This is a genomic window from Pseudoxanthomonas sp. PXM03, from assembly GCF_014852005.1.
GTDB lineage: Bacteria > Pseudomonadota > Gammaproteobacteria > Xanthomonadales > Xanthomonadaceae > Pseudoxanthomonas_A.
On record NZ_JACVAU010000001.1, the window covers coordinates 157,577 to 170,159 of the forward strand.

14 protein-coding genes and 1 pseudogene are annotated in these 12,583 nt (G+C 66.4%); 6 read left to right on the forward strand and 9 right to left on the reverse strand.

The window, feature by feature from the left end:
* Window positions 1–11 precede the first annotated feature (11 nt).
* The 6 genes and pseudogenes from arsN2 to IB223_RS00760 form a co-directional block, all read right to left on the reverse strand.
* Window positions 12–443: an arsenic resistance N-acetyltransferase ArsN2 gene (gene arsN2 / locus IB223_RS00735; RefSeq protein ID WP_192199794.1), complete on the reverse strand. Its 432-nt coding sequence runs from the start codon at window positions 441–443 to the stop codon at window positions 12–14.
* A gap of 80 nt (window positions 444–523) precedes the next feature.
* A complete protein-coding gene (gene arsJ / locus IB223_RS00740; protein WP_192199795.1) occupies window positions 524–1,744 on the reverse strand; it encodes an organoarsenical effux MFS transporter ArsJ in 1,221 nt (406 codons plus the stop codon).
* 5 nt (window positions 1,745–1,749) lie between these two features.
* Complete coding sequence (locus IB223_RS00745; protein WP_192199796.1) at window positions 1,750–2,754, reverse strand: ArsJ-associated glyceraldehyde-3-phosphate dehydrogenase; 1,005 nt, start codon at window positions 2,752–2,754, stop codon at window positions 1,750–1,752.
* Between the two features lie 44 nt (window positions 2,755–2,798).
* Window positions 2,799–3,293 (reverse strand): arsenate reductase ArsC, encoded by a 495-nt coding sequence (locus IB223_RS00750; RefSeq protein WP_192199797.1) that lies wholly within the window; start codon window positions 3,291–3,293, stop codon window positions 2,799–2,801.
* 42 nt (window positions 3,294–3,335) lie between these two features.
* Window positions 3,336–4,361 (reverse strand): annotated as a pseudogene (gene arsB, locus IB223_RS00755) (ACR3 family arsenite efflux transporter).
* 32 nt (window positions 4,362–4,393) lie between these two features.
* Window positions 4,394–4,729 carry a winged helix-turn-helix domain-containing protein gene (locus tag IB223_RS00760; protein WP_192199798.1) on the reverse strand — a complete coding sequence of 112 codons (336 nt, stop codon included), beginning with the start codon at window positions 4,727–4,729 and terminating at the stop codon, window positions 4,394–4,396.
* Between the two features lie 41 nt (window positions 4,730–4,770).
* On the opposite strand from IB223_RS00760, the gene arsH reads away from it, so the two are divergent.
* The 5 genes from arsH (at window position 4,771) to IB223_RS00785 (ending at window position 8,412) form a co-directional block, all read left to right on the forward strand.
* Window positions 4,771–5,586 carry an arsenical resistance protein ArsH gene (gene arsH / locus IB223_RS00765; protein ID WP_192199799.1) on the forward strand — a complete coding sequence of 272 codons (816 nt, stop codon included), beginning with the start codon at window positions 4,771–4,773 and terminating at the stop codon, window positions 5,584–5,586.
* Window positions 5,587–5,664: 78 nt separating this feature from the next.
* Window positions 5,665–5,940, forward strand: a complete 276-nt coding sequence (gene frmR / locus IB223_RS00770) for a formaldehyde-responsive transcriptional repressor FrmR (RefSeq protein ID WP_192199800.1) — start codon at window positions 5,665–5,667, stop codon at window positions 5,938–5,940.
* A 14-nt stretch (window positions 5,941–5,954) separates the two neighbouring features.
* Window positions 5,955–7,064: an S-(hydroxymethyl)glutathione dehydrogenase/class III alcohol dehydrogenase gene (locus IB223_RS00775; protein WP_192199801.1), complete on the forward strand. Its 1,110-nt coding sequence runs from the start codon at window positions 5,955–5,957 to the stop codon at window positions 7,062–7,064.
* A 179-nt stretch (window positions 7,065–7,243) separates the two neighbouring features.
* Window positions 7,244–8,080, forward strand: coding sequence for an S-formylglutathione hydrolase (gene fghA / locus IB223_RS00780; protein WP_192199802.1), 837 nt, complete (start codon window positions 7,244–7,246; stop codon window positions 8,078–8,080).
* Window positions 8,077–8,412, forward strand: coding sequence for a putative quinol monooxygenase (locus IB223_RS00785; protein ID WP_192199803.1), 336 nt, complete (start codon window positions 8,077–8,079; stop codon window positions 8,410–8,412). The genes fghA and IB223_RS00785 overlap by 4 nt, the downstream gene beginning before the upstream one ends.
* Window positions 8,413–8,551: 139 nt before the next feature.
* Here IB223_RS00785 and IB223_RS00790 read toward each other — a convergent pair whose 3' ends face one another.
* From IB223_RS00790 to IB223_RS00800, 3 genes are read right to left on the reverse strand one after another with little or no spacing between them, the layout of a single operon-like run.
* Window positions 8,552–9,247 carry an adenine nucleotide alpha hydrolase gene (locus IB223_RS00790; protein ID WP_192199804.1) on the reverse strand — a complete coding sequence of 232 codons (696 nt, stop codon included), beginning with the start codon at window positions 9,245–9,247 and terminating at the stop codon, window positions 8,552–8,554.
* A 30-nt stretch (window positions 9,248–9,277) separates the two neighbouring features.
* Window positions 9,278–9,622, reverse strand: a complete 345-nt coding sequence (locus tag IB223_RS00795; RefSeq protein ID WP_192199805.1) for a hypothetical protein — start codon at window positions 9,620–9,622, stop codon at window positions 9,278–9,280.
* Window positions 9,623–9,677: 55 nt separating this feature from the next.
* Window positions 9,678–10,625 carry a DegV family protein gene (locus tag IB223_RS00800; protein ID WP_192199806.1) on the reverse strand — a complete coding sequence of 316 codons (948 nt, stop codon included), beginning with the start codon at window positions 10,623–10,625 and terminating at the stop codon, window positions 9,678–9,680.
* A 265-nt stretch (window positions 10,626–10,890) separates the two neighbouring features.
* Between IB223_RS00800 and IB223_RS00805 the strand changes: the two genes are divergently transcribed.
* Window positions 10,891–12,573, forward strand: coding sequence for a diguanylate cyclase (locus tag IB223_RS00805; protein WP_192199807.1), 1,683 nt, complete (start codon window positions 10,891–10,893; stop codon window positions 12,571–12,573).
* Window positions 12,574–12,583 lie beyond the last annotated feature (10 nt).

The window sequence follows — 12,583 nt, forward strand, 5'->3', positions numbered from 1 at the left end:
CTCCGCGATGACTACAGCGGCTTGAGCATGCAGATGGCGCTGGCGGGACACAGCGACTGGAATTCCGCGCTGTCGCGCACGGCATCGGGCACGGCGTCGCGCGCGACCACGGCGTAGCCCAGGCGCGCGAAAAAGGCGTCCGCTGTCTGCGTCAGCAACACGATCCCGGTGATGCCGCGCGTGCGCGCCTCGGTTTCCAGGGACTGCACGAGCCGCTGGCCATGGCCCTTGCCCTGGTGCAGGGGCGACACCGCCAGCGAGCGCAGCAAGCCTGTGCCGCCATGTTGCTCCAGGCCGATCACGGCCGCGATACGGCCACCCTCTTCCTCCACCCAGAAGGCCACCTGCGAGGCGGCAAGGTCGGCCGTCGGCAAGGCGTGCGTTTCCAGCAGTGCGGTGATGGCGGCGATGTCGCCGGCGTGGGAAGGGCGTATCGAGGTCATGGTGTTTTCCGGGGTGTCGTGTGGCGCGCGAAGGCGATGATGCCTTGAATCCGATGCGGCGGCCGGAAGCGTTTTGCCGCTCAGCCCCTTGCTTGCACGGCCGACCGGGGAAGCGCCACCGACACCGCCGCCGCCAGCGCGATCAGCGCGGCGGAGATCGCCAGGCACGCGGCCAGGCTCCAGTGCTGGAAGACCCAGCCCGACAGCACCGTGCCCAGCAGGCGTCCCATGGCGTTGGCCATGTAGTAGAAGCCGACATCTAGCGATACGCCGTCTTCGCTGGCATAGCTGACGATCAGATAGCTGTGTAGCGCAGAATTCAGCGCGAACAGCACGCCGAAGACCGTCAGCCCGACGACCAGCACCCACGCCGCCGGCACGCCGTAGACCAGCAGCACTGCCATCGTTGCCGGCACCATGGCGAGCAGCACGGCCCATGCGCTGGCCGAGCGCCCATCCGGCAAGCGACCCGTGCCGCGCCCGGTAATGTGCGGTGCGAACGACTGCACCAGTCCATAGCCGATGATCCATGCCGCGAGGAATCCGCCCACCTGCCAGAAATCCCAGCCCAGCGTGGAAGCCAGGAACACCGGCAACGCGACCACGAACCAGACGTCGCGCGCACCGAACAGGAACATCCGCGCGGCCGACAACAGGTTGATGGCGCGACTCTTCGAGAAGATGTCGCGGAATTTCGGCTTGGCCTTGGCCTTGCCCAGGTCGCGCTTGAGCAGCAGCAGGCTCAGCAGCCACACCAGCAGCAGTGCACCGGCCATGATCGCCACCGCTGGCGCGAAGCCCACGGTGGCAAGCAGCGCGCCGCCCAGGAAGAACCCGATTCCCTTCAATGCATTCTTCGAGCCCGTGAGTGCCGCCACCCAGCGATACAGCGTGCCTTGCCGGTCGCCCGGCACCAGCAGCTTGATGCTGCTCTTGGCGCTCATCTTGTTGAGGTCCTTGGCGATGCCGGACAGCGCCTGCGCCGACATCACCCACGGAACGGTCAGCCAACCCGAGGGAACCAGCAACATCGACAGCGCAACGACCTGCATCGCGAGCCCGATATTCATCGTCCGGTTGAGCCCGATCCTGGCACCCAGCCATCCGCCGACCAGGTTGGTGATGACGCCGAAGATCTCGTAGAACAGGAACAGCATCGCGATCTGCAGCGGGCTGTAGCCCAGCTGGTGGAAGTGCAGCACCACCAGCATGCGCAGTGCGCCGTCGGTCAGGGTGAAGGCCCAGTAGTTCCCGGTGATCAGCAGGTACTGGCGGACGTCGGCCGACAGGCGTGCGAGCATCGGTGTCAGCCCGCCTTGCCGACCAGCTGCACGAGTTCGGCGGTACGGTTCACGTAGCCCCACTCATTGTCGTACCAGGCGTACAGCTTCACCTGTGTGCCGTTGATCACCATCGTGGACAGTGCATCGATGATGCTGGAACGCGGGTCGGTCTGGTAATCAATCGACACCAGCGGCCGCGTTTCGTAGCCAAGGATACCGGCCAGTTCACCCTCGGCAGCGCGCTTCAGCAACGCGTTCACTTCCTCGACCGTCGTCGCACGCTCCACTTCGAACACGCAGTCGGTCAGCGAGGCATTGGTCAGCGGCACGCGCACGGCATGGCCGTTCAGGCGGCCCTTCAATTCGGGGAAGATTTCGGCGATGGCGGTCGCCGAGCCGGTCGAGGTCGGGATCAGGCTGCTGCCGCACGCACGCGCACGGCGCAGGTCCTTGTGCGGCGCGTCCACGATCACCTGCGTGTTGGTCAGGCTGTGGATCGTGGTCAGGCTGCCGTGGCGGATGCCGATGCCTTCGTGGATCACCTTGACCACCGGTGCAAAGCAGTTGGTCGTGCACGACGCCGCCGACACGATGCGGTGCAGCGCGGGATCGAAGCGGTGGTGGTTCACGCCCACCACCACATCCAGCACGCCGGGCGACTTGACCGGCGCGGTCACCACTACGCGCTTCACACCCTGATCCAGGTAGGGCTGGAGCACATCAGGTTTGCGGAATTTGCCGGAGGATTCGATGACCACGTCGCAGCCCGACCAGTCGGTCGCCGCGATGTCCTTGTTGCGCGTCACTGGAATGCGTTTGCCGTTGATCACCAGCGCCTCGCCGTCGGCGTGGATCTCGCGGTCCCAGCGGCCGTGGATCGAATCGAACTCCAGCAGATGCGCCAGCGTGGCGGCATCGCCGGCGGGGTCATTGATCTGGACGAACTGCAGGCCGGGATTGTCCCAGGCCGCACGCAAGGTGAGGCGGCCCATGCGGCCGAAGCCATTGATGCCAACGCGAATGCTCATGGAAGGTTCTTGGATGGAGGTGGAATAGCAGGTGGATGTGGCGTTCAGGACGAGGTGCCGATCTCGCGTACCCGCGTCTCCAGCGCCAGGCGATCCAGCGCTTCGGGCTTGAGCGCAAGCAACAGCGTGATGCGGTGCTGCAACAGGTGCAGGGCGTGGGCAAAGGCTTGGCGTACCTGCTCCGGGGAGCCGGCGACGGCGGCGGGATCTTCGACGCCCCAATGCGCGGTGACCGGATGGCCTGGCCAGACGGGACACGCTTCGCCAGCGGCCTTGTCGCAGACGGTGATGATCAGGTCCATCGGTGGCGCATCCGCGGCGGCGAATTCGTCCCACGGCTTGCTGCGCAACGACGCTGTAGGCAAGCCGGCCTCCTGCAGGATCTGCAGCGCGACCGGATGCACGCGGCCGCGCGGGTGGCTGCCCGCGCTGTAGGCATGGAAGCGGCCTTTGCCCAGGTGGTTGGCCATGGCCTCGGCCATGATGCTGCGGGCGGAATTGCCGGTGCACAGGAACAGCAGGTTATAGGGGCGGTCCATGGGCGTGTCCTGAAGGAAGAGGAGTGGGCGGGGAGGAAGGAATCAGGCGCGGCGTTCGTACCAGGGCTTCGACGCGTTGACGATGCGGACGACGGACAACATCACCGGCACTTCCACCAGCACGCCGACCACCGTGGCCAGCGCTGCGCCGGAATGCACGCCGAACACACCCACGGCCGTGGCCACGGCAAGCTCGAAGAAATTGCTGGCGCCGATCAGGGCCGACGGGCCGGCCACGCAATGCGCCACGCCCAACCGGCGGTTGAGCCAGTACGACACGCCGGCGTTGAAATACACCTGGATCACGATGGGGACCGCGAGCATCGCGATGATCAGGGGCTGGTCCACGATCTGGCGGCCCTGGAAACCGAACAGCAGCACCAGCGTGAGCAGCAACGCGCACAGCGACACCGGCCCCAGCCGCTCGAGCAGCACCTGCAGTGCCGCGTCGCCACCACGGCCAAGTACCCAGTGGCGCACCAGCGCCGCGGCGATGACCGGCACCACGATGTACAGCGCCACCGACAGCATCAGCGTCGCCCACGGCACGGTGATGGACGAGATGCCCAACAGCAGGCCGACGATGGGCGCGAAGGCCACCACCATGATCGCGTCGTTCAACGCGACCTAGCTCAGCGTGAAGCGCGGCTCGCCATCGCACAGGTGGCTCCACACGAACACCATGGCGGTACACGGCGCGGCCGCCAGCAGGATCAGCCCGGCCACGTACGAATCGATCTGCGCTGCAGGCAGGTGGTCGGCGAACACATGCCGCACGAACAGCCACGCCAGCACCGCCATCGAGAACGGCTTGATCGCCCAGTTCACGAACACGGTGACGCCGATGCCTTTCCAGTGCCGCTTCACGTCGCCCATCGCGCGGAAGTCGATCTTCAGCAGCATCGGGATGATCATCAGCCAGATCAGCACGGCCACGGGCAGGTTCACCCTGGCGACTTCCGCCGACCCCAACGCGGCGAATGCGCCCGGCAACAGGTAGCCCAGCGCGGTGCCCACGCCGATGCAGCCCAGCACCCACCATGTGAGGTGGCGCTCGAAACCGCCCATGCGGCGCGACAGCGGCGGCGTGCCGGTTGCCGTCATGCACAACCTTCAGGGCCGCACGGTGTGGCAGGCGCGCATTGCGCCGTGTCGCCACCGCAGCAGTTCCGGGTCAGGAATTCGATCAGCCCGTTCATCGCCGCGAAATCGGCCCGATAGCAGACGTGCCGCCCGCGTGACTCGCTCTGCACCAGTCCTGCGGCCACCAGTTCCTTCAGATGGAAGGACAGCGTGGCGCCCGGCAGCCCCAGGGCTTCGGCAATCTCCCCTGCCATGCGACCGGTCGGGCCGGCTTCGACAAGCAGGCGGAAGACCGCCAGGCGGGTGGTCTGGCCAAGGGCGGCCAGGGCAACGGTTGCGTTTGTTATTTCCATAATTCTAGAATAATCGAACAATCACAGCTTAACAAGCCGACATGACAGTTCCATTGCTGCCGCAGCTCGCGCCCGACGCCTTCGACATACCGGACGCCGGCAAGCTCGCCATTGGAGGTTCTCCGCACTCGCCGCGCATCCTGATCCTGTACGGCTCGCTGCGCCCGTCATCCTTCAGTCGGAAGCTGGCCCTGGAGGCGGAGCGGCTTCTGCAGCAACTCGGTGCGGAGACGCGCGTGTTCCATCCGCACGACCTGCCGATCCTGGACAGCGTGGGCGCGGACCATGCCGAGGTGCAGCGGCTGCGTGCGTGGTCGCAGTGGTCCGAAGGCCAGGTCTGGGTCAGCCCGGAACGCCATGGCACGCTCAGCGCGGTGTTCAAGAACCAGATCGACTGGCTGCCGCTGTCAGAGGGCAGCGTGCGCCCCACGCAGGGCCGCACGCTCGCGGTCATGCAGGTGTGCGGCGGCTCGCAATCGTTCAATGTGGTCAATGCGTTGCGCGTGCTTGGCCGCTGGATGCGCATGGTCACCATCCCCAACCAGTCGTCCGTGCCGAAGGCCTGGCAGGAATTCGATGACGAAGGCCGCATGAAGCCCTCGTCGTACTACGACCGCGTGGTGGACGTGATGGAGGAACTGATGAAGTTCACCCTGCTGGTGCGCGACCGCAGCGACTACCTGACCAGCCGTTACAGCGAACGCAAGGGCGATCTGGCATCGCGCGCCGCGACGGATGCGTCCGGGGTGGTCGAGCGGGCCCCGCCTGTTGCGACCTTGCCTGCCATCTCAAGGCAGGATGGGGCCGCCGCGCCCGCGAAGTCCTGTTGTGGGCCTGCCTGCTGCGCAGCCACGTAGCGATATCCGGACAAGCGGGGCTTCATGCGCTGGGGCGGGTCGCTTATACTCCCCCCCACTATCAAGGCGCTAGCCGACATGCCCCATTCCCCCGCCGACAAGAAGAAGGCGCTCACCCGTGTGCGTCGCATCCGTGGCCAGTTGGATGCGCTTGGGCGCGCGCTGGAGGAGGGTGCGGATTGCGCGCCCGTGCTGCAGCAACTCGCTGCGGTGCGCGGCGCGGTCAATGGGCTGATGTCGGAGATCCTGGAAAGCCATTTGCGCGAGGAATTCGCGCAGCCGGCCGCCACCCCCAAACAACGCGAGGCCGGCATCGATGCCGCCGTCGCGCTGGTCCGTTCCTATTTGAAGTAAGCAGGAGTACCGCCATGAAATCCCGTGCCGCTGTCGCCTTCGCCGCAGGCGAACCGCTGAAGATCGTCGAGATCGATGTCGCCCCGCCGCAGAAGGGCGAAGTGCTGGTGAAGATCACCCATACCGGCGTGTGCCACACCGACGCGTTCACGCTGTCGGGCGACGATCCGGAAGGCCTGTTCCCGGTCGTGCTGGGCCATGAAGGCGCCGGCATCGTGGTCGAGGTGGGCGAGGGTGTCACCAGCGTGAAGCCGGGCGACCATGTCATTCCGCTCTACACCGCCGAATGCGGCGAGTGCCTGTTCTGCAAGAGCGGCAAGACCAACCTGTGCACCTCGGTGCGCGCCACCCAGGGCAAGGGCGTGATGCCGGACGGCACTTCGCGCTTCTCCTACGAAGGCCAGCCGCTGTACCACTACATGGGCTGCTCGACGTTCAGCGAGTACACGGTGGTCGCCGAGGTATCACTGGCGAAGATCAACCCCGACGCGAATCCGGAACACGTCTGCCTGCTCGGCTGTGGCGTGACCACCGGCATCGGTGCCGTGCACAACACCGCCAAGGTGCAGGCAGGCGATTCGGTGGCCGTGTTCGGTCTGGGTGGCATCGGCTTGGCCGTGATCCAGGGCGCACGCCAGGCGAAGGCCGGCCGCATCATCGCTGTCGACACCAATCCGTCCAAGTTCGAGATGGCACGGCAGTTCGGCGCCACCGACTGCGTCAATCCGAAGGACTTCGACAAGCCGATCCAGCAGGTGATCGTCGAGATGACCGGCTGGGGCGTGGATCATTCGTTCGAATGCATCGGCAACGTCAACGTGATGCGTGCCGCGCTGGAATGCGCGCATCGCGGCTGGGGCCAGAGCGTGATCATCGGCGTGGCCGGTGCCGGCCAGGAGATTTCCACGCGCCCGTTCCAACTGGTGACCGGCCGCAAATGGATGGGCACGGCGTTCGGCGGCGTGAAGGGCCGTTCGCAACTGCCAGGCATGGTCGAGGATGCGATGAAGGGCGACATCGAACTCGCGCCATTCGTCACGCATACGATGCCACTGGATGACATCAACGAAGCCTTCGACCTGATGCATGAAGGCAAGTCGATCCGCAGCGTGGTGCATTACTGAAGTTGCAGCCCCTCTCCCCTCGGGAGAGGGGTTGGGGTGAGGGTGCGGCGACATCCCGATGATCGAACGCCGCGCTTCTTGCAACGTCCACTGCTGTTCGCCCGTTACGCTCCGTCCAACCCTCATCCGGCGCTTCGCGCCACCTTCTCCCGGCGGGAGAAGGGAACACGGGAACCACCATGACACTCGAACGCATCGAACACCGCGCCTGCTTCGGCGGCTGGCAGGACGTCTACCGCCATCGCTCTGCCGTACTCGGCTGCGACATGACGGTGGGCGTCTACTTTCCGCCGCAGGCCGAACAGGGACCATGCCCGGTGCTCTACTGGCTGAGCGGCCTGACCTGCACCGAGCAGAACTTCATCACCAAGGCCGGTGCGCAGCGTTATGCGGCCGAACACGGCCTGATCCTCGTCGCGCCGGACACCAGTCCGCGCGGCGAAGACGTGGCGGACGCCGAGGGCTACGATCTGGGCAAGGGCGCGGGCTTCTACGTCAACGCAACTCAGGCGCCCTGGGCCTCGCACTACCGGATGTACGACTACATCGTCGACGAACTCCCGGCCTGGGTCGAAGCCGATCCGGCCGCGAGCGATCGGCGTGCGATCAGCGGGCATTCGATGGGCGGGCATGGCGCGTTGACGATCGCGTTGAAGAATCCCGGCCGCTACCGCAGCGTGTCGGCGTTCTCGCCGATCGTCGCGCCCTCGCAGGTGCCGTGGGGCGAGAAGGCGTTCACCGCCTATCTTGGTGAGGACCGTGCGGCTTGGAAGGCGCACGACACCGTCGCACTTGTCGCGGCCGCGCAGGAACGGCTGCCGCTGCTGGTCGACCAGGGCGATGCGGACGAGTTCCTGCGCACGCAGCTGAAGCCGGAACTGCTGCAGGCCGCAGCCGAGGCTGCCGGCCACCCGCTGACGCTGCGCCTGCAGCCCGGCTACGACCACAGCTATTACTTCATCGCCAGTTTCATCGGCGACCACATCGCGTACCACGCCAAGGCCCTGCACCGATGAGCCTCGATCACGCTGCAACCCCGTCCGTACCGCTGGTGTTCTACGTCCGTCTGCGCGTGAAGCCGGAGCGCGTCGACGAATGGCTGCGTGCGGTGCACGATATCGTCGATGCGATGTCGAAGGAGGACACGTTCCTGTCGTGTGCACTGCATCGAGACACCCATGACCCGACGCTGTTCACCCTCTATGAACGCTGGGCCGAACCTGACGTGGCCACCTTCCTCGAGCGGCAGGACAAACCCTACCGTCGCGACTACGAGGCGCGGTTGCCCGAGTTGCTGCAGGGACCACGCGAACCGCAGGTACTCGTGCCATTGGCCAGCTGGCCGTAACCGGAGTGAGTCGGCAGTGCGTAGTCGGTGGCATCGAACATCGTGTCGGCGGAGACGCGATGCATCGAAGGCGTAAGGCGGGCTCAAGCCCACCGTCCCGTGACCATCGGCTCACCGCGATGGTGGGCCAGGGCCCACCCTACGTGGGCACGTCGGCGAGTGCGTAGTCGGTGAACGCGAAGCGGTCGTCGCGCAGTTCGGTGTCGCCCTGCGCCAGGGCGAGTGGTGCGTCGAACATCGGGCCGGCCGACACGCAGGTGTGGAACTCGCCGTTCTCGCCGCACGGGTCCACGCCCGCCGGCAGTGTATCGAGCAGCCCGGCATCGAATGCATGCCCGGCGAAGGAAGCATCGAGTTGCTGCGTGTCCACGCAGCACAGGTGCGCGCGCAGGCCGCTCTCGATCATCTCGCGCGCAAGCGTCGCCGTATCGCTGCCGAACAGCGGCGTCAGTACGTCCCAGCCGATCCTCGCCAGGTTCTGCACGCGGTACGCGCGGATGTCCTCCAGGAACAGGTCGCCGAACGCCATCGTGCGCAGGCCGGGCCAGCGTTGCGTCGCCCGCGCCAACGCGGCGGTCATCGCCCGTTCGTAATCATCGTTGGTGCAGCGCGCTGGAATCATCGCTTCGATCAAAGGCAGGCCAGTGGCCTGTGCCTGTGCATGCAGCACGCTACGGCGGATGCCCTGCATCGATACGCGGCCGTAATCCTCGGTCACCGTGGTCAGCAGACCAACTACCTCGACATCAACGCGCTGGCGCAGGACATGCAGCGTCCACGCCGCATCCTTGCCACCGCTCCAGGCCAACAGTGCAGGCGTGCGACGCGCCGTCATGAGGCGGTGCCTCCGCGCGAAGGCCGCGCGCTACGCGGCCGAGACGTCGCGCAGTTCCCACGCATGGCCCGCCAGCAGCCGCAGGCGGTGCTTGAGGACCTGGCCGGGGATGGACGAGGTCGCCACCAGCAGGATGCTGAGATCGTCCTGCTGGCCACGCACCGTCGCGGCATCGTCGGTGACACCGAGGCCGGGATCGACTTCATCGGGTTCTTCCTGGCGTGCACGCCACCGCTCGAACAGGCTGCTGGTCCGCAGCGCGTGCTGCAGCTGCGCGGCGAATTCATCTGCGCCATGGGCATCGAAACTGAAAGCCGGATCGCCGCCGCGTGCGCGGGTGGGATTGGGCAGACTGATGTAGTAGCGGACCGCCATGGCGCCCCCGGTTCAAGCCAAGGCCATAGCGTAGCCCTGCCGCGTTAGTCCGTCGTTATGTCGCCTTGAACGGCGCGGGCGGCGCGGCGAAGGCGGCCACGACGGCCCCCTTGCCCACGTTGACCATGCCGGTCAGGCTCATGACGCTTTCGAACACCTCGACCTTGTTGTTCTCGCAGATGTCGCGCAGGCGCTGGTAGCCGGGCAAGGCGCGCAGTTCCGACAGTTCGCCGCCGTAGCTCAGGCAGACGGTCGGCGTCATCAGGCCGGCCATCACCCGGTTGCCGGTGAACTTGAACATCTGTTCGACCGCATTGTCGAAACCCTTGATCTTCGCCACCGGTTCGGTGTTGCCGGCATGACCGTACAGCACCGGCTTGATGTCCAGCGCGCTGCCCAGCGCCGCGCTGAGCAGACCCACGCTGCGGTCCCCCTTGGTGCGGGCGCGGTTGCGCAGGTAATACAGGTCGCGCGGGATCATGTAGCCATGCGTGTTGTTGGCCAGTTCCTCCAGCCGCACGCGGATCTGCTGCACGTTCGCGCCGGCATCGCGCATGCGCACGGCTTCCACCGCGGTGATGCCCTGCGCGGCGAACAGGTTCTGCGTATCGATCACCCGCAACGCGAACGGCGAGTTGTGCCCCGCGGCCTGGCGTACCGGCTTGTAGTCGTTGAGGATCGCGAAGCTGGCCTGCATCGCGTTCTCGTGGATCGGGCTGCGCGTCTTGGTGATCGTCATGCAGAAGACGTGGTCGTAGTCGATCACCAGCTGGCCCAGGAACAGGTCCCGGATCTGGTTGACGGTGAACGGCGTGGTCTCGGCCTCGTGCCCGCGTTCGGCCACGTGCGCATGCAGGAAGCTCAGCGTGGCCTGCTCGTCGCGGTGATCGGCAAGCACGGCTTCGCCGATGCGTACGGTGATCGGCAGGATGACGATGTTGTGTTGTTGCAGGTATTCCAGCGGCAGATCGCACGCCGAATCGACGACTATTCCAATGCGCATCTCAGCCCCTCCCGGCATCCATCGCATTTGCTCTTATCTCCGCAAAACTAGCGGACATCCGCCGGCAAGTCGTTGCGTAAACGCGTGAAGTGTGAGTTGCATCACCTTTTGTCTGCATGCGGCAGGGAGGAAAACGTGGGCTGCGTCCGACACCGGCTGAGGTATGTGCCCATAGTTTATGTGACTCACATCACATAATTACCAGATTCCGGCTTGCCGGTGGAGAGGCCCGGCCCGACACTCGCCTCGAACGCGATGGGGCAACATGAAACAGGGGTGGTGGTCTCTACTGCTGCTTCTGGCCCTGCTGCCAACGATGGATGTGCGAGGGGAGAACATCGCGCGCATTGATCGCATCCAGCCACTGACGCTGGAGCAGCAGGCCGGACAGCGCGCCGGATTGTTCTCGGAACGCCGCTTCGACGACGGGGGCGTGACCGTGCGCGTGATCGGCAACGGGGAATGGCGCGTGGAACCCACGCCGGGCGTGCGGGAGCCGCTGCTGGTGTTCTATCACCCCTATACCGCCCGCGTGACCGTGCTCGACCAGGCGGAAGGCACACCGCGCCGGCGGGACATCTTCAGCGCCGACCTCGATCCGCAGTACAGCCGGCGTGCCCTGGTGTTCCCCTTGCAGGGCGATGGCCCGGTGTACGTGAAGGTCGAGGGCGCGCGTTATCCACTGCATGTGTCGGTGGAGTCCGGCCCGTCCTATGCCGTCGCCGACCTGTGGCACGTGCGGCTGGTGTTGCCGGCGATCGGCGTGGTGCTGGGCGTTTCGCTGGCGGTGCTGCTGTTCTGGGCCGTGCTGCGCGAGCGCGTCTATCTGTTGTACGCCGGCGCCATGCTGTTCCAGTTGCTGTACGCGCTGTGCTCGTACGGTGAAGCCTACGCATGGCCGGGGTTGTCCCTGCTGGCGCGCTTCGGCGCGCAGGGCATCTGGGGCACGGGCACGCTCGCCACCATCCTGCTGGTCTACCTGTGGCTGGACTACGCTGGCCTGCGCCGGGTCGCGCCGCGGCTGGCGTGGCTGGTGCGCGTCGTGGGCGCCTACGGGTGCGGCCTGACCTTGCTGCTGTTGCTGTTGCCGTGGCCCGCCGACAAGACCTGGTTCCCCGACATCGCCAACGCGCTCTTCCTGCTCACCAATGCCATCGCGCTGGTCACGCTGGTGGTGGCCTGGCGTCGTGGCCAGCGGCATGCGGCCTACGTGCTGATCGCGTGGGTGCCGCTGCTGGTGTTCACCATGACGCGTGCGCTGCGCTTCAGTGCCGGTGAGCGAGCCGAGCCGTGGCTGGAATACGGCCTGCCCTGGGTGCTCGCCTTCACCGCCGTGGTGCTGGCGCTGGGCCTGGCCGACCGCATGCTGACCTTCCGCCGAGAACGCGACCGGGCCAAGGCGCACGCCGAGCGCGACGGGCTGACGGGCGTGCTCAACCGGGGTGGCATCGAACACCGCCTCGACTGGGCCCTGATCGAGCGGCGGCGCGAACGCATCCCGGTCTCGCTGCTGTTCATCGACCTGGATCACTTCAAGCAGGTCAACGACCGCCACGGGCATGCCCTGGGCGATGCCTGCCTGCGCGCGGTGACGCGCGTGGTCAGCCAGCGCTTCCAGTACGGCGACCAGTTGGGACGGCTGGGCGGCGAAGAGTTTGTCCTGGTGCTGGCCGGCGTGGAACTGCCGGCCGCGATCCGGTTCGGCGAAGAAGTCAGCGAACGCATCCGCCATGACTGCGCGAGCGTGGAAGGCGTCCCCGTGGGCGTGACCGCCAGCATCGGTGCCGCACAGGCGCGCGATGGCGATACGGTCACCTCGCTGATCGCGCGCGCGGACCATGCCATGTACGCGGCCAAGCGGGCGGGCGGCGACCGCGTGGTGGGCGAAGACGCGCTATCCGTGCCGTCGCACAGTACGAAGGCGCCCGAAGGCGCCCCCGTGGACTGACGCCGCGCGG